20 protein-coding genes are annotated in these 20,870 nt (G+C 53.9%); 15 read left to right on the top strand and 5 right to left on the bottom strand.

What is annotated here, in order from left to right; translation table 11 throughout:
• Positions 1-93: 93 nt before the first annotated feature.
• The gene (uvrA, locus tag IF205_RS13480; protein WP_259779882.1) at positions 94-2,934 is read right to left on the bottom strand and encodes an excinuclease ABC subunit UvrA; all 2,841 of its coding nucleotides are present in this window, start codon (positions 2,932-2,934) and stop codon (positions 94-96) included.
• A gap of 79 nt (positions 2,935-3,013) precedes the next feature.
• On the opposite strand from uvrA, the gene IF205_RS13475 reads away from it, so the two are divergent.
• The 5 genes from IF205_RS13475 (at position 3,014) to IF205_RS13455 (ending at position 7,155) form a co-directional block, all read left to right on the top strand.
• Complete coding sequence (locus tag IF205_RS13475; protein WP_259779881.1) at positions 3,014-3,655, top strand: EndoU domain-containing protein; 642 nt, start codon at positions 3,014-3,016, stop codon at positions 3,653-3,655.
• Positions 3,656-3,874: 219 nt separating this feature from the next.
• Positions 3,875-4,621, top strand: coding sequence for an ABC transporter ATP-binding protein (locus IF205_RS13470; RefSeq protein ID WP_259779880.1), 747 nt, complete (start codon positions 3,875-3,877; stop codon positions 4,619-4,621).
• Complete coding sequence (locus tag IF205_RS13465) at positions 4,621-5,325, top strand: ABC transporter ATP-binding protein (RefSeq protein WP_259779879.1); 705 nt, start codon at positions 4,621-4,623, stop codon at positions 5,323-5,325. Before IF205_RS13470 ends, IF205_RS13465 begins: the two co-directional genes overlap by 1 nt.
• Before the next feature lie 19 nt (positions 5,326-5,344).
• The gene (locus tag IF205_RS13460; RefSeq protein WP_259779878.1) at positions 5,345-6,205 is read left to right on the top strand and encodes a branched-chain amino acid ABC transporter permease; all 861 of its coding nucleotides are present in this window, start codon (positions 5,345-5,347) and stop codon (positions 6,203-6,205) included.
• A 2-nt stretch (positions 6,206-6,207) separates the two neighbouring features.
• Entirely contained in the window at positions 6,208-7,155 is a 948-nt protein-coding gene (locus tag IF205_RS13455) for a branched-chain amino acid ABC transporter permease (RefSeq protein ID WP_259779877.1), read from the top strand.
• 122 nt (positions 7,156-7,277) lie between these two features.
• On the opposite strand, the gene IF205_RS13450 is transcribed toward IF205_RS13455, so the two are convergent.
• Entirely contained in the window at positions 7,278-9,425 is a 2,148-nt protein-coding gene (locus tag IF205_RS13450; RefSeq protein ID WP_259779876.1) for a methyl-accepting chemotaxis protein, read from the bottom strand.
• 175 nt (positions 9,426-9,600) lie between these two features.
• The gene (locus IF205_RS13445; RefSeq protein WP_259779875.1) at positions 9,601-10,809 is read right to left on the bottom strand and encodes an ABC transporter substrate-binding protein; all 1,209 of its coding nucleotides are present in this window, start codon (positions 10,807-10,809) and stop codon (positions 9,601-9,603) included.
• Positions 10,810-11,074: 265 nt separating this feature from the next.
• On the opposite strand from IF205_RS13445, the gene ssb reads away from it, so the two are divergent.
• The 4 genes from ssb to IF205_RS13425 all read left to right on the top strand — a co-directional run bounded on the left by ssb (position 11,075) and on the right by IF205_RS13425 (position 15,756).
• The gene (gene ssb / locus IF205_RS13440; protein WP_259779874.1) at positions 11,075-11,572 is read left to right on the top strand and encodes a single-stranded DNA-binding protein; all 498 of its coding nucleotides are present in this window, start codon (positions 11,075-11,077) and stop codon (positions 11,570-11,572) included.
• Between the two features lie 309 nt (positions 11,573-11,881).
• Positions 11,882-14,659 carry a DNA gyrase subunit A gene (gene gyrA / locus IF205_RS13435; RefSeq protein ID WP_259779873.1) on the top strand — a complete coding sequence of 926 codons (2,778 nt, stop codon included), beginning with the start codon at positions 11,882-11,884 and terminating at the stop codon, positions 14,657-14,659.
• Positions 14,634-15,161 carry a pantetheine-phosphate adenylyltransferase gene (gene coaD, locus IF205_RS13430; protein WP_259779872.1) on the top strand — a complete coding sequence of 176 codons (528 nt, stop codon included), beginning with the start codon at positions 14,634-14,636 and terminating at the stop codon, positions 15,159-15,161. The genes gyrA and coaD overlap by 26 nt, the downstream gene beginning before the upstream one ends.
• Position 15,162: 1 nt before the next feature.
• The gene (locus tag IF205_RS13425; RefSeq protein WP_259779871.1) at positions 15,163-15,756 is read left to right on the top strand and encodes an IMPACT family protein; all 594 of its coding nucleotides are present in this window, start codon (positions 15,163-15,165) and stop codon (positions 15,754-15,756) included.
• Here the strand turns inward: IF205_RS13425 and IF205_RS13420 are convergent.
• A complete protein-coding gene (locus IF205_RS13420) occupies positions 15,753-16,520 on the bottom strand; it encodes a substrate-binding periplasmic protein (protein ID WP_259779870.1) in 768 nt (255 codons plus the stop codon). The genes IF205_RS13425 and IF205_RS13420 overlap by 4 nt on opposite strands.
• 174 nt (positions 16,521-16,694) lie before the next feature.
• Between IF205_RS13420 and IF205_RS13415 the strand changes: the two genes are divergently transcribed.
• From IF205_RS13415 to IF205_RS13395, 5 genes are all read left to right on the top strand, one after another.
• Complete coding sequence (locus IF205_RS13415) at positions 16,695-16,820, top strand: hypothetical protein (protein WP_259779869.1); 126 nt, start codon at positions 16,695-16,697, stop codon at positions 16,818-16,820.
• Positions 16,817-17,125, top strand: a complete 309-nt coding sequence (locus tag IF205_RS13410; RefSeq protein ID WP_259779868.1) for an MFS transporter — start codon at positions 16,817-16,819, stop codon at positions 17,123-17,125. Before IF205_RS13415 ends, IF205_RS13410 begins: the two co-directional genes overlap by 4 nt.
• On the top strand, positions 17,071-18,015 hold the full coding sequence (locus IF205_RS13405) for a tyrosine-type recombinase/integrase (RefSeq protein WP_259779867.1): 945 nt from the start codon (positions 17,071-17,073) through the stop codon (positions 18,013-18,015). The genes IF205_RS13410 and IF205_RS13405 overlap by 55 nt, the downstream gene beginning before the upstream one ends.
• Positions 18,016-18,302: 287 nt before the next feature.
• Positions 18,303-19,658, top strand: a complete 1,356-nt coding sequence (locus IF205_RS13400) for a hypothetical protein (RefSeq protein ID WP_259779866.1) — start codon at positions 18,303-18,305, stop codon at positions 19,656-19,658.
• Positions 19,659-19,666: 8 nt separating this feature from the next.
• Positions 19,667-19,948, top strand: coding sequence for a MafI2 family immunity protein (locus tag IF205_RS13395; RefSeq protein WP_259779865.1), 282 nt, complete (start codon positions 19,667-19,669; stop codon positions 19,946-19,948).
• A gap of 44 nt (positions 19,949-19,992) precedes the next feature.
• Here the strand turns inward: IF205_RS13395 and IF205_RS13390 are convergent, their stop codons facing one another.
• Entirely contained in the window at positions 19,993-20,271 is a 279-nt protein-coding gene (locus tag IF205_RS13390; RefSeq protein ID WP_259779864.1) for a hypothetical protein, read from the bottom strand.
• 146 nt (positions 20,272-20,417) lie between these two features.
• Between IF205_RS13390 and IF205_RS13385 the strand changes: the two genes are divergently transcribed.
• Complete coding sequence (locus IF205_RS13385) at positions 20,418-20,852, top strand: hypothetical protein (RefSeq protein ID WP_259779863.1); 435 nt, start codon at positions 20,418-20,420, stop codon at positions 20,850-20,852.
• The last annotated feature ends 18 nt before the right edge of the window (positions 20,853-20,870 follow it).

The raw sequence follows: 20,870 nt of genomic DNA, 5'->3' as shown, positions 1-20,870 counted from the left end.
AATCTCCTTGAACGATACAGGACCTTGGGTTCAAAAGAAACAGCCGCCCCCGTCATATCGACAAGGGCGGCTGCTGGTTCTGCATGTATCGTTCTACTCAGCAGCTTGTTTGGCGAGATAGGGCAGAAGATATTGCCCGGTATAGCTGCGTGGCTCGTCCGCGATTGCTTCAGGTGTGCCCATGGCGACGATTTCACCGCCTTTGTCCCCGCCGTCGGGACCAATATCTATGATCCAGTCTGCGGTCTTGATGACTTCCAGGTTATGTTCGATGACAACGACGGTGTTGCCGTTGTCAACGAGGGTGTGAAGCACTTCCAGCAGCTTGTTTACGTCCTCGAAGTGCAGACCCGTTGTCGGTTCGTCGAGGATATACAGGGTTTTGCCGGTTGCGCGGCGGCTCAGTTCCTTGGCAAGCTTCACGCGCTGCGCTTCGCCGCCGGAAAGCGTGGTCGCCTGTTGACCGACTTTGATATATCCAAGGCCAACCCGCTGCAGGGTTTCCATTTTATCCCGAATGGATGGGACGGCCTTGAAAAATTCCGCCGCCTCGTCAACGGTCATTTCCAGCACGTCAGAAATGGATTTTTCCCGGTAGGTGACCTCCAGCGTCTCGCGATTATAGCGATGTCCTTTACACTGGTCGCATTGGACATAGACGTCCGGCAGGAAGTGCATCTCGATCTTGATGACACCGTCACCCTGACAGGCCTCACAACGTCCGCCTTTGACGTTGAAGCTGAAGCGGCCCGGGGTGTAGCCGCGCGCCTTGGCTTCAGGCAGACCGGAGAACCATTCGCGGATGGGAGTGAAAGCCCCGGTATAGGTTGCCGGGTTTGACCGCGGGGTGCGCCCGATCGGGGATTGGTCGATATCAATGACTTTGTCGAGATGCTGAACACCAGTGATTTTGTCATGGGCACCGGGGTGTTCGCGCGCTTTCATCAAACGCCGGTTCAATGCTTTCCAGAGTGTCTCGATCACAAGCGTGGATTTACCGCTGCCGCTGACGCCTGTAACACAGGTAAAGGTGCCCAGCGGGATTTTCGCGGAGACATTCTTGAGATTGTTCTCCCGCGCGCCTTCCACTACCAGTTTTTGACGCGAATGCCCCTTACGGCGTTTCTTCGGGATGGGAACCTGCTTGAAACCGGTAATATACTGGGCTGTCAGGCTGTTCATATTCTTGAACACCTCTTCCGGCAGTCCCTGTGCGACAACTTCGCCACCGTGGACACCCGCCTTTGGTCCCATATCAATCAGATAGTCGGCACAACGAATGGCGTCTTCGTCATGTTCAACGACAATGACGGTGTTTCCAAGATCACGCAGATGCTGCAGCGTCGCCAACAACCGGTCGTTGTCGCGTTGATGCAGGCCGATCGAGGGTTCGTCCAGCACATAGAGAACCCCTGTCAGGCCTGATCCGATCTGGCTGGCGAGGCGGATACGCTGGCTTTCCCCGCCCGACAAGGTGCCGGAAGCACGTGACAAGGTGAGATAACTGAGCCCGACGTTGTTCAGGAAGCCAAGTCGCTCGTTGATTTCCTTGAGGATACGATGTGCAATCTCCTGGTCTTTCTGGCTCAGTTTGTCATGGACCTCCTGAAACCATGTACCTGCATCGCGAATGGACATCTGGGCGACTTCGCCAACGTGCAATTGGTCGATTTTGACCGCAAGGGCTTCGTCCTTCAGCCGATGCCCGTGGCATCTGCCACAGGGGTGAACTGCCTGATATTTGCCGAGTTCTTCGCGTGCCCAGTTACTGTCGGTCTCACGATAACGGCGTTCCATATTCGGGATGATCCCCTCGAACACCTTCTTCGTTTTGTAGGAGCGCAGGCCGTCGTCATAGGAAAACTCAATCTGTTCCTTGCCGCTGCCGTATAGAATGCATTCCTGAACCTTCAGGGGTAGTTCGACAAAGGGCACCGTCATGGCGACGCCGTAATGGTCCGTGATCGCCTTCAGCGTCTGCTTGTAATAGGGAGAACTGGAGTTGGCCCAGGGGGCAATAGCCCCTTTCTGCAGGGAGAGGTTACGGTCCGGAACGACCAGTTCTTCGTCAAAATACATTTCGGTCCCGAGGCCGTCGCAGGCAGGGCAGGCGCCAAAGGGATTGTTGAAGGAGAACAGGCGCGGTTCGATTTCCTCAATGGTGAACCCGCTGACAGGGCAGGCGAAGTTTGCGGAGAAAATTGTTTGTTCGCCGCTGGTCGCATCTTCTGCAAAGAGCAGACCTTCGGAGATGCCAAGCGCCGTTTCAATGGAATCCGCCAGCCGGGACTGCAGGCCATCGCGCACGACAACGCGATCTACGACAACATCGATATTGTGTTTGATTTTCTTGTCCAGTTCCGGGGCGTCTTCAATCAGGTAAAACTCCCCGTCGACCTTGACGCGCTGAAACCCTTTTTTCTGAAGCTCGCCAAATTCTTTCCGGTATTCCCCTTTGCGGCCACGCACGATCGGGGCAAGCAGATAGAGTTTCGTCCCGTCCTCCATATCCATGATCCGATCGACCATCTGGCTGACGGTCTGGCTTTCAATCGGCAGGCCTGTCGCAGGAGAATAGGGGACACCGACGCGCGCCCATAGCAGGCGCATATAGTCGTAGATTTCGGTAACCGTACCGACTGTGGAGCGCGGGTTCTTGGACGTCGTCTTTTGTTCGATGGAAATGGCCGGGCTGAGGCCTTCAATGAGGTCGACATCCGGTTTCTGCATCATTTCCAGGAACTGGCGCGCATAGGCGGAAAGCGATTCCACATACCGGCGCTGGCCATCTGCATAAATGGTATCGAAGGCGAGTGACGACTTGCCGGATCCTGACAGGCCGGTGATGACCACGAGTTTATCCCGGGGGATATCTACATCGACATTTTTCAGGTTATGTTCACGCGCACCGCGAACCCGAATGTTAGGGGTCATTGCCAGATCTTTCTTTTTTACTCATGCAGAAACAGAATATGGTCATTGCCCAATCTGTTTTCGAGGAATGATTCACGCTATGCCAGAGCGTCTGTCAAGGTTGCTTGCCGCCCTGTTTTACGGGTTTTTGTTGTGTGGTGGTGCCGTCTCTTATCAAGCCCATGCTGACAGCGTTATGTCAGGAGGGGGGAGCTGCCCTCGCGCGCGTGACCTTGCCGCTGTGACGGACAACAGTCCGACGGTTGATATTGCTCATATTTTTTGTGGCGCAATCAATAGCCGGGGAAAGCCTGTCGGTTATCATCACCGCCAGACAGGTAAAGACGCCAGGACAGCACGCATCGGGCAAATAACGCGTAAAAACCAGGCAACGGGTGTCTATATGGCAAAGGGGATAAAAGTCTGGAACGGTGAACGATGGCTTCTCAAAAAGGGCTTTTCGAGCTTCTTTCCAGATAGTTGCACTGCTGCACAGGTTTTCCGAAGTATCCGCTTTGCCGCCTCCAACATCATCTGCCGATACCGGAATGGGAAGTGGAGCGGCCAGTCGGCGCCAAGTCATACGCAGACCGGCGCGCAGAACCAATACTGTCTGGGTGAGGACGAATCGATTCTAACAATTCAAGGTTATTTTCAGAAAGGCGGTCGTGCTGTTGCAACTGCGTGGCCTCTTGTTGCAGCGCAAAAAGGTAATTGTATTGCTGAAAATGCAGATAATTAGTTTTATCCGTTTTAACGGAATAGGTGTTTAGATTTCGATCTTTCTTTCTTATGTTTTAAGCTTAAAATATATACGGATTGTAACGAAATTATGTAACAATCAACTAGCCTGAACAGAGTGAAATCGTTATAAGGCCGTGGGGGTTTGTTCGTAATTTATAACAAGAGCGAGGGTTCGGAATTGATTTCTATTCAATCCCTCTCAAAGTCCTTTGGAGGCGTGCAGGCTGTTAAAAATTGCAGCTTTGACATCCAAAAAGGGACAATAACCGGGCTGATTGGTCCGAATGGGGCGGGAAAAACCACATTGTTTAATATGATCGCCGGGGCCTTTGCGCCGACGGACGGTCGTATCGTTTATGACGGCAAGGATGTTACGGGGCTGAGTGCAGACAAATTGTTCCATATGGGCATTGTGCGCACCTTCCAGATTCCGCATGAGTTTGAGCGCATGACCGCGTTGGAAAACCTCATGATGGTACCGCCTCGGCAGAAGGGCGAGAATCTGTTCAATACCTGGTTTAACTGGAAGTCCGTACGCCAGCAGGACCGTGAGGTTCTCAAAAAAGCCGAGGAAGTCCTGGAGTTTCTTCAACTCACGCATATTCGTGACGAGTTGGCGGGGAACCTTTCCGGTGGGCAAAAAAAGCTTCTGGAACTTGGGCGCACGATGATGACCGACGCCAAGGTGGTTCTGCTTGATGAACCCGGTGCCGGCGTGAACCGGACCCTTTTGGCCAAGCTTGCCGATATGATCCAGACGCTTCGGGATGAACGGGGCTACACATTTTGCCTCATCGAACATGATATGGACCTGATCGGTCGCCTGTGCGATCCGGTTGTCTGCATGGCGCAAGGCGGCGTTCTGTGCCAGGGGTCATTCGAAGAGGTGCGCTCCAACGAAGAAGTGTTGGAGGCCTATCTGGGCAGTTCCGCCCATGACAGCCAAGAGGGGGGAGCAGCCTGATGCCTTTGCTTACCCTAGACAAAGTGACAGGCGGATATTCGGAGGCGGATATCCTGTCAGACCTGTCGATGACCGTGAATGAAGGCGAGATCGTTGTCATTGTCGGCCCGAATGGTGCAGGCAAATCCACAGCGATGAAATCGGTTTTCGGTCTTCTGAAGATCAGAAGCGGCAAGATCACCTTTCAGGGTGATGAAATCACACATGACAGCCCCGACGCGATCGTGCGCCGCGGTATTTGTTATGTGCCGCAGACCAATAATATCTTTCCAACGCTGTCTGTTCACGAGAACCTTGAAATGGGTGCTTTTGTCCGGAAAGACGATATCTCCGACAGTCTGGCGCAGGTCTATGACATGTTTCCGCCGCTGAAAGAAAAGCGGAACCAGGCCGCGGGCACGCTTTCCGGTGGCCAACGTCAGATGGTTGCCATGGGCAAGGCGCTGATGTTGGACCCCAAATTGCTTCTGGTGGATGAACCGACTGCGGGTCTCAGCCCCAAATACATGGATCAGATTTTTGAAATCGTGAAACAAGTCAATGACTTGGGAATCGGAATTCTGATGGTGGAGCAAAACGCGAAACAGGCGTTGGGTCTTGCTGACCGGGGCTATGTCCTGGCGAGTGGCAAGAACCGATATGAAGACACCGGTGCGAACCTCCTGGCCAACCGTGAGGTGGCCGAAATGTTCCTAGGCGGTTAAGGGCAGGGGGCACAGACTCATGGAAATTCTACAACTACTTCTTTACGGCATTATTCTGGGCAGCATTCTGTCCCTTGGTGCCATTGGCGTTTCGCTTACCTTTGGTATTTTGCGTTTCGCAAACTTCTCTCACGGTGACCTGATGACCATCGGCGCTTATGTAACGCTGGTGGTATTCGGCATTTTGAAAATGCCTTTCTGGATCGGTTTTATTGTCGCCCTCGTCGTCACAGCGGCGCTCGCCGTCCTTATCGACAAGTTGCTGTATCGCAATTTCCGGCGCAGCCAGCCGATCATCCTGCTGATCTCCAGCTTTGGCGTCGCCCTGATCCTGCGTTCCCTGATCCAGTTGATCTGGGGGCCGGATAACCAGGTCTTCGAGCAGGGGATTCAGATTGCGCAAAAATTCGCGGGCCTGCGGATCAAGCCAGACCAGATCACGATCCTTGTCGGCACGGCTGTTCTTGTCATTGCGCTGCATCTGTTCCTTCAGAAAACCAAGGTTGGTAAGGCCATGCGTGCCGTTGCCGATAACGCGGAACTTGCCCGCCTGACCGGCATCGATACGGAAAAGGTCATCATGTGGACCTGGGTTATGGGGGGCGCGCTGGCCGCAGCGGCCGGTATCTTCCTGGGCCTGGATACACGACTGTTCCCGGAAATGGGCTGGAACATCCTGCTGCCGGTCTTTGCGGCGGCGATCCTGGGCGGCATTGGTAACCCGTATGGGGCCGTTGCCGGTGGGATTATCATCGGCATTGCACAGGAGATGTCGACGTTGTTCCTGGACCCGGCCTACAAGCCGGCCATTGCCTTTGCCTTGATGGTTGTCATTCTGATTGTGCGCCCGACGGGTATCTTTGCAGGAAGGAGTACCTGATTATGGAACTGATTGGTCTTATCCATTTCTTTGTCTTCTTCCTGACATTGGCAGGTATCTACGGCATTCTCACCCTCGGTCTGAATGTCCAGTGGGGCTTTACCGGCATGTTGAATGTCGGTATCGCGGCCTTCTTCGCAATCGGAGCCTATTCCAGCGCGATCCTGACCTCGCTGGGGCCGGACCTGCCGCATCTTGGCGGCTATGGCATGCCGCTTATCATCGGCTTTGCAGTTGCGGCGATTGCCTCGGGGATCATCGCATTCCTGGTGGGACTTGTGACGTTGAACCTGCGGTCGGACTATCTGGCGATTGCCTCCATCGGTATTGCTGAAATCATTCGACTGGTCCTGAAAAACGAGTCCTGGCTGACGGGCGGGGTGAATGGTTTTGGCACGATCCCCGGCAAGTTCAACAACATTGTCGAGGGCGGCAGTCCCGTCGCCTATATGGTTCTGGTTCTGGTTGTGCTGGCCGTTCTCTATTTCCTGTGTGAGCGAGCCTACAAATCGCCCTGGGGGCGCGTTCTGCGCTGTATCCGGGAGAATGAGCTGGCAGCGCGGGCCATGGGTAAGGATACCATGCGCTTCCGTCTCCAGGCCTTTGTTCTGGGGGCTAGCATCATGGGGTTAGGCGGTGCGGTCTATGCCAACTTCGTGGGCTTTGTCAGTCCGGAAGCCTTCGATCCTCTGATTGCAACATTCATCGTCTGGGTGATGTTGATCGCCGGAGGCAGTGGCAACAACAAGGGTGCAATGCTGGGCGCATTCGCGATCTGGGTCGTCTGGTCCGGTACGGAATTCCTGACCAGCCGCATTCTGCCGGCTGATATGAGCACCCAGGGTGCCTATATCCGCGTGTTGCTTATCGGTGTGCTGTTGCAGGTTATTCTCCTGACGCGGCCGCAGGGACTTATCCCTGAGAACCCGCCAAGGCCTGGTAAAGAATAGAGTTCCTTGCTTCCTCATAAAGGCGGCGATCCTCCACGGGTCGCCGTTTTTTTGTCTGCAAAAAGAAGAGGGCGGCCCGAAACCGGACCGCCCTCAACCGTAGACAGATCAGAAAGCGGAGCCTAGGCGGCCCTGATCCTTTCCAGGAAAAGCTCTACCTGATTGCGCAGGGCTTCTGCCTGGCTGTCGACCCGCTGCACTGCCTCAAGGACGTGACGTGCGGACTGGCCGGTTGTCTCTGCCGCATTGGTTACATCGTTGATGGAAACATTGACCCTGTCCGTGCCAGAGGCAGCCTGTTGCACATTGCCTGCGATCTCATTGGTCGCTGCCCCTTGCTCCTCAACCGCGGCGCTGATGCCGCCGCTGATTTCATTGATCCTGGCGATGACTTCTCCAATCCCCTGGATGCTTTGAACCGCGCCGGAGGTGGCACGCTGGATACCATCCATTTGCTGACCGATTTCATCCGTTGCCTTGGCCGTTTGCGAGGCGAGGGACTTCACCTCATTGGCAACGACGGCAAAACCTTTCCCTGCATCACCGGCACGGGCGGCCTCAATCGTGGCATTCAGCGCGAGAAGGTTGGTTTGTTCGGCGATGTCACTGATCAACTGAACGACCTCTCCAATCCGCTCTGCAGACTCGGCCAGTTCTCGCACCATTTTGTTGGATCGTTCGGATTCCGACACCGCTTCAGACGTGGTCTGGGCCGCACTGGACACCTGTTGGCTGATCTCGGTAATAGATGCGGAAAGCTGATCTGCCGCAGAGGCCACCGCCTGAACGTTTTCCGATGCCAGATTGGATGCGGAGGAAACCGCCGCCGCCTGCGTATTGGTATTCTCCGCCGTTTCCAGCATCGCGTTGGCTTCGCCACGCATTTCTTCGATTGCCTTGTCGACAGCCTGGAGAACATCGCCAACTTCAGCCTGGAAGTCGTTGGCGAGCTTGTTCATCAGTTCACGTTTTTCCGCTTCTGCCTGTTCTGCCTGTGCGCGTTGATTTTCTTCAAGCTTGCGCACCTGCAGGGCATTGTCCCGAAAGACCTCGACGGTATTCGCCATTGCGCCCAGCTCGTCGGATGCGCCGGTTGGAATATCAACTTCCAGATCGCCGTTGGAAAGTTTTGTCATGCTGGACTGCAGCCCTGAGAGGCGCCGCAGGAGGTTACGGACAACGACCAGCCACAGAAGAATGCCGGACACCACAATGCTGGCGGCAATTGTCGCAAGAATGACACCTGAAAGGGTTTTCATCGTCTCCTTGGCAGAATCCTGGGACTGACCGATGGCTGCCTTTGCGTCGCCCAGGAGGGAAGCCGTTGCGGTATTCATTTCACCGGCGATGTTACGAACGGCCGTAAACTGGTCTGTCAGATTTGCATCTGCCTTCAGGATTTCCAGCCGCAGATTTGGTACTGAATTCTCGCCGCTGGCCAATTCGGAAAAGGTCTTTGCATGGGCAATATAGGCGTCTTTTACTTTGTCGTTAAAACCGCCCAGATGTTTGGGGATTTCTTTCGTCACAATCTTTGAGCGCACATTAACGGCGTTCAATTTCGCCTCGTCGGTTTCTGCCACGACGGAAAGGATCAACCCTTGCGCCTTGTCGCCAAGTTCCTGCAAACGGCGGATGGGGGCACCGTCTTCGACGGCCTTGCTCATGGCAAAAAGCAATTCGGCAATCTTCTTCTGTTTTTCCGCCAGCACAGCGGGGTTCGTCTCAGCCTCTTTCTTCAGCGAGGCAACCTGCTTGGTCGTGCTTTGGATTCCCATGGATGAAAAACGTGCCAGCGTGTCCAGGGTTTTGTGGTATTCGCCCATTGTTTTGTCCAGAAGAGCGAGCCGGTCATCCATGGAAAGGCGGGCATTAATCAAACGCCCCAAGGCCTCATTCATCGAATCGATCGCCGTTTCCAATTCATGAGCTTCGGTGTTGATCTGATCAATCTGATCATTTTCCCCAAGGCGATCCTGAAGGAGCCCTGTGGTTTCATAAAGGCCGCCAAGTTCTTGGCGGATTGATTCGTAAATATCGTTTTTCTGTTCTTCAGTCTCCGCCGTCAGCATTAACGGTGCTGTAGACACGATTGTCTGGCTCTGGCTAGCCAGCTTTTGAGCCAGAGTCATCTCTGTCAGACGGTCTTCGGCAATATCTTTGAAAACACCTTCAATTTCTCGGAATGCATATAGGCCTGTTCCGCCAACGATTACCGTCAGCAACACAACTGCGGCAAAAGATGCGATTAATTTCGCTCTTACACTCATCTTCTGTTTTTCTCCCGAACGCCCCAAATATGGGCCACGCCTTTTTGAGAAGCGATCGACCCAATATTGTTTAAAAATTTGTTACAAGCCTAGAAGGAACAAAAAAACCGGACAAGAAAAAACCCGTGGACGATTGTCCACGGGCCTTCCCGCAAGTCTAAAACGGTCTTTCAAATTAGAAGATTTTGACCGTTTTGATCTGACCGCCCGCGATTTCCCAATGTTCGAAAGTACCGGCGACATCGCCGTTTTCATCGAAGTCCTGAGAACCGGCAGCGCCTTCATAGTTGATGTCTTTACCAGCAGCGATCAGTTCTTTTGCTTTGGCAAACTCGCCCGGGCCGACAATTTCACCCGGTGCGGAGGCGACTTCACGCATGGCATCGCGAATCTTCGTCCCATCGGTGGAACCCGCCTTTTCAATGGCCAGCATGAGGATCATCGCTGCATCGTAGTTGTTGTTGATATAGGGGCCCGTCGGCTTGCTGCCGAATTCTGCCTCATATGCAGTGTTGAAATGTTTTGCCGCTTCGGTTTCAACACCCTTCGGCGCAGTACCGTAGGCGCCTTCGAGATATTTCGCGCCCAGGGTTTCGATCAGGCTATCGGATTTCATGCCGTCGGAGAATACGAACTTGGAGAAGTAACCTTCTTCCAGGGCCTGTTTGACGATGTTGATACCACCGTTATCCGGGTAGCCGATAACGATCAACTCGTCCGCGCCACCTTCGGCCAACTGGGAGAGTTCGCCGCGATAGGACGGTGCCTTCTCTTCATAGGCCAGCGAACCGGTGATGGTGCCGCCGGTCAGGCCGAATGCATCTTCAAGGGCTTTGGCGAGGCCCTGACCATAGTCGTTGTTGACGTAAATGATCGCGATCTTGTCGGACCCGCTTTCCTTCAGAAGTTGCGCCATGGCAACGCCCTGGTAGGCATCGGACGCCGTGGTGCGGAAAACAAAATCATTGTCATTGAGTGTTGTGATCGTCGGGGCCGTTGCGGACGGGGAAACAATCGGATGATGCGCATTGATTGTTACCGTCTGGGCGACCGTCGCCGTGATGCCGGACGCCAGCGGACCAACGGAGGCAACTGCACCGTCAACGGATACCAGTTTCTGTGCGGCGTCGATTGCCACCTGCGGGTTCAACTGGGTGTCCTTTACGTCCAGAACGACGGTTTCACCCATAACGCCACCAGCGGCATTGGCTTCCTTTACGGCCAGCTTTGCGCCATTCAGAATCGGCGGCGCCAGTTCCTGCAGGCTACCGGTCAGCGGCATCATGGCGCCGATCTTGATGTCTTCGGCCATCGCAGATGCAGAGAGGCTTGCGAAAAGTGCCACAGAGGCGAGAAGTCCCGCCTTTTTGAACGTTTTATTCATTGTTACTCCCTTCAACCCTCTAAGGTCTGTTTGGTTTGTAATTCTTTGTGGTCCACCCCCTGGGAACCACTTAGATACATCAATAAACATGTCTGTTTTCAGGCGCAACAGATTCTGATATCGCACTGCACAATGGGGACATAATCGAACAAATTACCTCGCAAAACCCCGAATAAAATTCCGGTGGCTTGCAAGGCTTTGATCCTCTATTGTGTGCCCGGAATTTAGATCATAAACGGCTCACAAAAGAAGAAATGAGGGCAAAATGTCAGGCAGCCTGAACAAGGTTATTTTGGTTGGGAACTTGGGACGTGACCCGGAAGTCCGGTCCACACAAAACGGTGACAAGATTGCCAATCTGAATATCGCGACGTCGGAACGTTGGCGCGACCGTGACGGCAACAACCAGGAACGTACGGAATGGCACCGAGTCGTGCTGTTCGGCAAAATCGCGGAAGTTGCGGAACGCTTCCTGCGCAAGGGATCGAAAGTTCTCATTGAAGGCAAGCTGCAGACACGTAAATGGCAGGACCAGAGCGGCCAGGATCGCTACACGACTGAAATCGTGGTCTCCGGCTTCGGCGGGAATATGACCATGCTGGATGGCCGTGGTGAAGGCGGCGCACCGTCTTCCGGCGGCGGGGACTCCTATGGTGGTGGTTCCTATGGCGGCGGCGATTCCTACAGCGGAGGTGGCGGAATGTCTTCCGGTGGCGGTTTTGGCGGCGGCAGCGCCGATCTCGACGACGAGATTCCCTTTTAAGCCTGACGAACGATATTTTATGCATGAGGCGCATGACTTGTTTTCAAGTCGTGCGCTTTTTTTATTCGCTATTACTGTGCTGGCAAGAGCGTTGAAACAGGGTGTGCCCGCGGTCGTTTATTAAGAAGTCTTAAAATCACGATATTTCGTTGTTCCTCGAGGCTTCAATATGCTAAAACGCACCACATGTTGAGGTTTAATCTCAATCTGTACTAATAAGAAGGGCGCAACATCAAATAGCGTCACGCCTCAGGGACCGCATACCCGCCTCTTAGTCACGTCAACCAACAAGAAAAGTCGTATAAAGCTTTGACCGATACGCCGAATACAGCATCCGTCTACGATATTTCGTCTGTCACCATCGAAGATGAAATGAAGCGCTCCTACCTCGATTATGCGATGAGCGTAATCGTCAGCCGTGCGCTTCCCGATGTTCGAGACGGCCTGAAGCCGGTTCATCGCCGTATTCTCTATGCGATGAAAGAAAACGGCTATGATTCCACCAAGCCGTATAAGAAATCGGCCCGTGTGGTCGGGGATGTCATGGGTAAGTACCATCCCCATGGCGACCAGGCGATCTATGATGCGATGGTCCGTATGGCGCAGGACTTCTCGCTGCGTCTGCCGTTGATTGATGGGCAAGGCAACTTTGGTTCCATGGATGGCGACCCGGCCGCAGCGATGCGTTATACCGAGGCGCGCCTGGCCAAGGCGGCGGAAACCCTGCTGGACGATATTGACAAGGAAACCGTCAACTTCCAGCCGAACTATGACGAATCCGTTTCTGAACCTGTGGTTCTGCCGTCCCGATTCCCGAACCTGCTGGTTAACGGGGCAGGGGGCATTGCCGTTGGTATGGCGACTAACATACCGCCCCATAACCTGGGTGAGGTGATTGACGCCTGCGTCGCCTATATCGACAACACCTCCGTCACGATTGAAGAACTGATGGAACTGGTGCCGGGGCCCGACTTCCCGACAGGTGGTTTGATTCTTGGCAAGTCCGGCATTCGGTCGGCCTATACCACGGGTCGCGGTTCTGTTGTCATGCGCGCCCGCACGCATATTGAGGAAATCCGGCAGGGGCGTGAAGCTATCATCGTCACTGAAATCCCCTACCAGGTAAACAAATCCCGGATGATCGAACGCATAGCCGAGGTCGTCAGGGAAAAGACTGTTGAAGGGATTGGCGATCTTCGCGACGAGTCCGACCGTGATGGCGTTCGTGTTGTCATTGAGTTGAAACGTGACGCGGTCGCTGACGTGGTCCTGGCGCAGCTTTATCGCTTTACTCCTCTGCAGACCAGCTTTGGTGTGAATACGCTCGCGCTGAACGGTGGCAGGCCGCAAATGATGAACCTGCGGGAAATCATCGAAGCTTTTGTCGAGTTCCGCGAAGAAGTTGTCACGCGCCGGACGACCTATGAACTGCGTAAGGCACGTGAACGGGCCCATATCCTGGCCGGTCTGTTGGTGGCGATTACCAACCTCGACCCGGTAATCGAACTGATTCGCAAGGCGCCCGATCCGGCGACTGCACGTGAACAGTTGATGGGCCAGGCCTGGGAAGCTGGTGATGTCGCAGACTTCATTCGCCTGATCGACGATCCCGGCCATGAAGTCATTGACGGCAAATACAAACTGTCAGAAGCACAGGCCCGCGCCATTCTTGAACTTCGGCTGCAACGCCTGACAGGTATGGAACGCGACAGGCTGACCGCGGAAACCGAAGAACTGGCCGCCAAGATCAAAGGCTACTTGGAAATTCTGCAAAACCGGACCCGCCGTTGGGAAGTGATGCGGGAAGAACTGATCGTTGTCCGCGACCAGTTCGCCAACCCGCGCCGGACGACACTGGAAGAGGCGGAATTCGAGCACGACATCGAAGATCTGATCCAGAAGGAAGACATGGTCGTCACCGTCACGCATGGCGGTTACATCAAGCGTGTTCCGTTGAGCACCTACCGCGCGCAGCGTCGCGGCGGTAAGGGCCGTTCCGGTATGAGCACGAAAGAGGACGATTTTGTCGTCCGGGTCTTTGTGACCAACACGCATACGCCGGTTCTGTTCTTCTCGAACAAGGGCATGGTTTACCAGCTCAAGGTCTACAGGCTGCCGCTCGGCAATCCTCAGGCACGCGGTAAGGCTATGGTGAACCTGCTGCCGCTGGATGAGGACGAGTATATTACGACCGTTATGCCGCTGCCGGAGGATGAAGAAACCTGGGGCGATCTGCATGTCATGTTCGCCACGGCGACCGGTAATGTCCGCCGGAACCTTCTGTCCGACTTTACGAACATCAAGTCGAACGGCAAGATTGCCATGAAACTGGACGAGGGCGATCACCTTGTGAACGTGCGGACCTGTACCGAGGATGACGACGTCCTTCTGGCAACCGGACAAAGCATGGCGATTCGCTTCCCGGTTCCGGATGTTCGCGTTTTTGCCGGACGTAATTCAACCGGTGTTCGCGGTATCCGCCTCGCACCGGAAGATACCGTGATTTCCATGACGATCCTGCGTCACAGCGATCATACTGCTGACGAGCGTCGCGACTATATCCAGGCAGCAAACGCCAAACGCCGTCTGGCCGTGGAAGACAGTGAGCGCAGCGCGGAGGACCTTGCACGCGACCAGGAGAAGGTTGCCCTGCTGGACGATCCGAAATACGCCGAAATGGCGGAACTGGAAGAAACCATCATTACTGTCAGTGACCGCGGCATGGGGCAGCTTTGCTCCACTTACGACTACCGTGTCACAGGCCGTGGCGGTAAGGGGATCGGCAACATGGACCTGCGCAATCAGGGTGAAACCGTTGCAGCGTCCTTCATCATTGAACCTGAGCTGGATGAATTGATGCTGGTGACGAACGGCGGGCAGATTATTCGCATGCCGGTTGCCGGTATTCGCCAGGTCAGCCGGAACAGTAAGGGTGTCCGTCTGTTCAACGTGGCGGACGGTCAGCGTGTTGTTTCCGTCGCCAAGCTGCGGGATGAAAGCAGCGACGAGGATGAGGACGGTGAAGAAGGCGTTCAGGATGACGGAGCCAACGGAGAGGCGAATGGCGAAGGAGAAAATGGGGAATAACCAACGCGTCGGCATTTATCCCGGCACGTTTGACCCCATCACCAACGGCCATCTGGACATCATCGAGCGCGCCGCACGGCATATGTGTGACCGCCTGATTGTGTCGGTTGCGATTAACGCCGGAAAAGGCCCGCTCTTTTCCCTGGAAGAGCGGACCAACCTGGTTCGAACCGAAATCGAGCGAATCAACGATCGTTGCCCGGAAGCGACGATTGAGGTCAGGGCTTTCGACAACCTGCTTATTCACCATGCGCAGGACGTCGGGGCATCTTTCATCGTTCGCGGCCTCCGGGCGGTATCGGACTTTGAATATGAGTTTCAGATGACCGGTATGAATGCAAAGCTGAATCGGGAAATCGAAACTGTCTTCCTGATGGCGTCCGATCGTTATCAGTTCGTCTCCAGTCGATTTGTGAAAGAGATCTGTTCTCTTGGAGGAGACGTCAGCCAGTTCGTTCCGGAAAGTGTCGAAGCAAAGCTCCGGGAAAAACTCGGCAAATAGTTTGTCTGAAAACCGATACACGATAGACAGAGAATTCGATGCGGAAACCGAGGTAAAAAAATCGCGGTTTCTCGCATTCTTGATACCCTATGAGTATTTTGAAGAGCGTCTTGCCGCTCTGCAGAAGGAATTCCGCAAAGCCAACCATCACGTGACAGCCTTTCGTAATCTCGACACCGATGATCGCGTGGTGGAAGGCTGCAAGGATGATGGTGAACCAAGCGGTACCGCGGGCATGCCCATTTTGAAAGTGCTGCAGGGCAGGGGGCTGATCAATTGCGGTATTGTGGTTGTCCGTTTCTTTGGCGGAACCAAGCTTGGAACTGGTGGTTTGGCGAGGGCCTACGCGGATGCTGCCATCACCGTAATTGAACAGGCCAGCCTGAATATCTGGTTTCGCGAAGTAGAAGCGAAAGCTTCCATAGACTTTGCCTCATACGATCGCTTTCAACGCGATGCCGATGCAGCCGGACTTCACGTTATTCAGCGCGACTACGACGAAGCCGGAGTAACCGTTACGCTGCGCGGCGCAGAGGAAGATATGAAGCCCTTTCTGGTCAGCTATGATTCGGTGTTGAATAGGGATCAACGCTAATCGGCTGCGGGTTTGTATCTGGCCCAAATGCGGTCAATCATCCCGCTTTTCACCATATGGCTTACCTCTGCATCAAGGCGCTGACGCAGTTCAACCGGCATCTTCTTGCTGTAGATCATCCACTGCGGCGTCGTTCTGAACTTTGTGCCCAATACCCGCAACGGCAAGCCACTGGTCTTCACCAGGTAATACAGTCCAAGGTCATGATAGTAGAAATACCGGATGCGGCGTTGGCCCGCCAAAGTCTTTAGGGCTTCATCGAGCGATGTAAACTTGTCATCGACCGTTATACCGGAACGGGCTTTCAGGAAACGGGCAGAGGAGGTTCCATAAAAGGCCCCTACAGGGGATTGCATCGAAGCCAAATCGTCGAGTGAGGCTGGGGTTACTAATTCGCTACTATGGGCAGCCACGACATTCGAAACCGAGTAGATGGCGTCTGTTGAATAAATAAATCGGGATTCGCGCTGCGCGTTCCGGCCGGCTCCGCAGAAGGCATCGGCCTTTCCATATTCAACAAGGGCTAATATTCGTTTTATCGGCGTATATTCATTATCAATGATGACAGAGATACCCTGAGCGCCTAGCTGCTCACGAAGTGCGATATAGATATCCCCACACAGCCCGGCATTCTCATCAGTATTCAGAAAGTATTTTGGTTGTGAATCCTGTACAACGAATCGCAATTGAGGGTCTGCCGCAGCGGGGAATATCCAAGCCGAAAGCGACGAGAGTAATCCTATCAGTAATGCCCGAATACACATAAGTGCATCCTACTATGTTCCCGTTACATAGCCATCGATTTTTAGTGCTACTGAACAGTTTAACAGCGTCGCATGCTGTATAGGCGAGGGCGTTTCCAAGACACCAGACTTGAAAAGTCTATAGCCATAGTCACGGTCTGGGCGTGGACTTTTTCACCAGATGTGGGGAGGGGGATGATCAAGGTATTGCGTGAGAACTGGGCGCTGTTCGCAGGAATGCTCATGTTGATGGCAGCCAATGGCCTTCTTGTGACGGTTCTGACAATCAGGGGGCATCGCTGGGTTTTTCCGAAACGGTGATCGGATTGATGCAGGCCTGCTACCCTCTGGGGGCGCTTATAGGCTCTGCAGTGACCCCGAGGCTGATTGAGCGTGTCGGGCATGTGCGCTCTTTCGGTGCACTTGCTTCGCTTTGTTCTATCGCGTCAATCGTCCATCTGATTACTACGGATCCCTGGAACTGGGGCGCAATGCGTTTTCTGGCGGGACTTTGCTTTCCCGGCCTGTATGTTATTGCGGAAAGCTGGCGACTGGATTTCAATGGCCAAGGATGGGTGAAGACCCGCAAGCCGCGCGCACCGCTGCGAGGGCTGCATACACAGTAGCGGACTACTTGGAAGGTCCGTACCTCAGCCTGTGCCGCAACAAAAACAAGGATAAGACGGTACGCGACAAGGAGGTCTGGATTAAAAAATACCTAGTACCAGCTTTTGGGCGTCAGCTTATGAAAGATGTTACTCGGAGTGATATTTATGCTTTCCGCAAGCACTTTGAAGGCAAGGCCGAAGTGACGTGGAATAGGTGCTTTAGAGTTCTAAGACATGCATTTCAAGAAGCACGAGCGGAAGAAATATTCCCAAAAGACAAAGTGAACCCTTGCATCGGAGTCGACCAATTCCAGGAAGCTCCGCGTCAGAACTATTTATTACCCGATACGTTAATGAAAGTGATTGCACATTTGGATCGCCATGCCGCCGTTGTTTGGAAGCGCTCCCGAGAGAGGTTTTTCACTTCGCAGCTTATCAAAACTCTAATCTATACTGGGTGTCGAAAGGGTGAAATTATGCCCCTGACGATTGCTCAAGTTGATTTCGAGAATGCGGTCATTCTATTAAAAGAGAATAAAGAAAAAGACATCACGAAACGCGTGTTACTGACGGATGCTGCCGTCAAAACGCTTCATGAGACGATCCGCATTGCTCTGATCTGTGACCCGGAAAATCCCTATGTTTTTCATGGGAAGTCAAAGCAGTCCCACATAACAGACGTTAAGCGGGCATGGGCTAAAATTTGCACTGAACTGGGGCTCGACGATACGAAACTACATGACTTGCGGCATACCTATGCATCTCTTTTAATCAATAACGGCACAAGAAAAGAAGAATTGAAGGAGGTCATGAACCATAAGAACATCCAAACGACTGAGCGATATGCTCATTTGTGGGATGACACGAAGAAGAGGGCGGTTAACCGTCAGAACTCTGTGTTTCGTTGATGGGGGCGTAGCGCCCGACTATCTCAAAAATATCGACTGAGAGGCCTTGGAGCGTATAGCCTTTGGATGTGCTGACAGAACCCTCCAGGCGAAATGTCGCCCGGTCGGGCGGAAATCCGCCCGGCATCCGCAAAGGGAATTTCTGCTCTAAACGTAAAGTTCCAAATAAAACAGGGCCTTACCAGCTTACCTGAAAAACGGGAAAAAGCCGTTTTTTTCTGAGATTCTGCACAAAGCCTTCCGGCAGGGTTGAAGCCATCGCTTTATCTTTCCGGGGGAATGCTTTGATGGTGCCATCCGACGCCGTTGAATTGCGGGGCAGCGGCAGCTACCTGCTGATCGGTCGCCGTTTGAGCTTTGGCCAGTTGTCCTCGCGTGGTCATCGCATGCCGGGGGTGGTTGGCGATCCGCACCGTCTGGCGGACCTCATGCGCCGCTATCTTCAGCAATCCGGTAATGAAGGAAAGCTGAGGGCTTTCTGGTGGCGTGTGGCGTGTGGCCGGTGGCATGAACACGCCCTGGCGGGTGCAGGACCCCTGATCGCCGAAGTCGTCCGCTATGTTAACGCCAGGCACTGGTTCGCCCTTGAGGTCCAGGAGGAAAGGCGTGGCGCGGTCAGTCTTGAGCAGGAACGCAGACAGGCGGATATCCGGCCAGCGGTGATCGGCCCCTGCTCCGGGGATATCGGCAGCCTCAGTCTGGAAGAGAAATTCTCGATTGCCTTCAGGAAAGTGCCCGACCATCTGGAAGAAAGCGTCCGCGCCAGCTTTCGCAACCTGATATCACCCGCCGCAATTGGATTTACGGTGGCGACGACGGTGGCGATTGCGGGCGTGTCGGTCGCCAGTGGCGGCACGGCGGTGCCGGTCATCATTGCGATCGGCTATGCCATGGTGGGTTGGGTAATCTTCAACGCCGTCGGTGACCTGATCGATACCTTCCTGCTGGTCCATAACGCCACCGACGAGCGGGACCTGGACCGGGCGGCGACCAAACTGGCCAGCGCCGCCGCCGAGCTTACCGTCGGTGTGCTCATCGCCCTGCTGACCCGCGGGGCCGGACGCCTCGGCGTCGGTGGCAAAAGCCGGGTAAGGGCTAATCAAACAAACGAATTTGAAACCGTCCCGCCCAGCCGGGAACGCCTAGAGGGTCCGAGGGATGTGGAAACTCCTAGGACAGTCCGGGAGGCAGAGACCTCTAACCGGGCTGCGGCGGCGGAACAGGCCAATGAGCGCGTTGTGGGGAGCAGTACGAATGTGGTTGCGAAAGAACCAATGCTGGCTTCTGCAGCTAAGGTTGCGAAAGGCAAAGGATTGACGAAGGCTGACTTTCCGGAAGTGGGAAAGAAAGTTAGCCAGAAGCAGTTGAGGCATGTGGAAGGACGTCCAGAATATCGCGGGGGTGGTCAAATGAAGAGTGCAAGTGACGCCCAGAAAGTACTTGATGCTTATCACTCGGGAGAGGCTAAAGTTATCAGACAAAGTAAAACTGGTAACCCAATCGTAAATTACACAGGGGCAACTGGAACTCACAAATCTACAGTAGCCTCTGGTAGCTATTCGCAACCGACAAATAATTTTATGATCAAAGGGACAAAATCTCCGAGCGTTGTTCCTGTTAATCCAAATTTGGTGCCAAAATGATATTCGACATGAGAACGCAAGCCCTAAACTTAATGCAAGCGCTGGGAGGGGTTATTTCTCCAAATTTCAGAATGGTTTCAATTGCTGATGTTCAGGGAAAGTTATTAATTGAAGTGGTTCTTGAGCATGAAGATGATGAAGACTTTGACGAAATCGAAGACCTGAAGGATGAATTTGAAGTCTTTCAGGAGGCTGAGATAGACTATGATGTGAGAGTTAGAGTTACTGATGATACTCTTGATTGGCCAAAAGAGCCTACTGTCGTTGTTTTCAGAAGACGTGAAAAATAGTACACAAAAACAGTAGTCGCCAGGCAGCAACCATTCTGGAGTCATTAGCTGGCCTTGCCTTGGTCATTGGTAGGGTCCCGAAACTGGAAACCCTCAGACGCGTGAAGGCACTGGAACATTTCCTGTTCCTGGCCCAGTTGCAGCAATTCACCCTGGTCGATTTCCTCTCCCGCCCGATCCGCGAGGTTCGGTTGATCGGGTAGTTCCTGCGACAACCTAGGCAACCTGATATCACCCGCCGCAATTGGATTTACGGTGGCGACGACGGTGGCGATTGCGGGCGTGTCGGTCGCCAGTGGCGGCACGGCGGTGCCGGTCATCATCGCGATCGGCTATGCCATGGTGGGTTGGGTAATCTTCAACGCCGTCGGTGACCTGATCGAGACCTTCCTGCTGGTCCATAACGCCACGGGACCTGGACCGGGCGGCGACCAAACTCGCCAGCGCCGCAGCAGAACTCACCGTCGGTGTGCTCATCACCCTGCTGACCCGCGGGGCCGGACGCCTCGGCGTCGGTGGCAAAAGCCGGGTAAGGGCTAATCAAACAAACGAATTTGAAACCGTCCCGCCCAGCCGGGAACGTCTTGAGGGCCCGAGGGAAGTGGAAACTCCTCGGACGGTCCGGGAGACAGAGACCTCGCAACGTAATGTGCAGGTCGAAGGCGTCGATTCGAAAAACAATATTGTAAATGGTGGCCGACCGATTAGTTTTGATGGGCATTTCTATAGTGCTGATGGTTTTAAGTTTTCGAAATCGTACTATGAATATCTTTACAAAAATGGTCGTCCTGCGCCCTTTTTGCAGGCCCGTGAGGTCTTGAACAGCAACCCAAAGGTGATGCTTGATCCTCAAGGAGCAGTTGGACACTTCCGCTATGAAGGAGCAGGGCTAGAAATGATCTAAAATCCAGCCACTGGTCAG

Source organism: Aestuariispira ectoiniformans, from assembly GCF_025136295.1.
GTDB lineage: Bacteria > Pseudomonadota > Alphaproteobacteria > UBA8366 > Aestuariispiraceae > Aestuariispira_A > Aestuariispira_A ectoiniformans.
The sequence above is the reverse complement of the archived record's forward strand: the minus strand, read 5'-3'. Positions and strand labels throughout refer to the sequence as shown.

Excerpts from the sequence above, each read along its gene's own strand:
- uvrA (WP_259779882.1), bottom strand. The coding sequence starts at position 2,934 with ATGACCCCTAACATTCGGGTTCGCGGTGCGCGTGAACATAACCTGAAA.
- IF205_RS13475 (WP_259779881.1), top strand. The coding sequence starts at position 3,014 with ATGCCAGAGCGTCTGTCAAGGTTGCTTGCCGCCCTGTTTTACGGGTTT.
- IF205_RS13465 (WP_259779879.1), top strand. The coding sequence starts at position 4,621 with ATGCCTTTGCTTACCCTAGACAAAGTGACAGGCGGATATTCGGAGGCG.
- IF205_RS13460 (WP_259779878.1), top strand. The coding sequence starts at position 5,345 with ATGGAAATTCTACAACTACTTCTTTACGGCATTATTCTGGGCAGCATT.
- IF205_RS13455 (WP_259779877.1), top strand. The coding sequence starts at position 6,208 with ATGGAACTGATTGGTCTTATCCATTTCTTTGTCTTCTTCCTGACATTG.
- IF205_RS13450 (WP_259779876.1), bottom strand. The coding sequence starts at position 9,425 with ATGAGTGTAAGAGCGAAATTAATCGCATCTTTTGCCGCAGTTGTGTTG.
- IF205_RS13445 (WP_259779875.1), bottom strand. The coding sequence starts at position 10,809 with ATGAATAAAACGTTCAAAAAGGCGGGACTTCTCGCCTCTGTGGCACTT.
- ssb (WP_259779874.1), top strand. The coding sequence starts at position 11,075 with ATGTCAGGCAGCCTGAACAAGGTTATTTTGGTTGGGAACTTGGGACGT.
- coaD (WP_259779872.1), top strand. The coding sequence starts at position 14,634 with ATGGCGAAGGAGAAAATGGGGAATAACCAACGCGTCGGCATTTATCCC.
- IF205_RS13420 (WP_259779870.1), bottom strand. The coding sequence starts at position 16,520 with ATGTGTATTCGGGCATTACTGATAGGATTACTCTCGTCGCTTTCGGCT.
- IF205_RS13415 (WP_259779869.1), top strand. The coding sequence starts at position 16,695 with ATGATCAAGGTATTGCGTGAGAACTGGGCGCTGTTCGCAGGAATGCTC.
- IF205_RS13405 (WP_259779867.1), top strand. The coding sequence starts at position 17,071 with ATGGGTGAAGACCCGCAAGCCGCGCGCACCGCTGCGAGGGCTGCATAC.
- IF205_RS13400 (WP_259779866.1), top strand. The coding sequence starts at position 18,303 with ATGGTGCCATCCGACGCCGTTGAATTGCGGGGCAGCGGCAGCTACCTG.
- IF205_RS13395 (WP_259779865.1), top strand. The coding sequence starts at position 19,667 with ATGAGAACGCAAGCCCTAAACTTAATGCAAGCGCTGGGAGGGGTTATT.
- IF205_RS13390 (WP_259779864.1), bottom strand. The coding sequence starts at position 20,271 with ATGATGACCGGCACCGCCGTGCCGCCACTGGCGACCGACACGCCCGCA.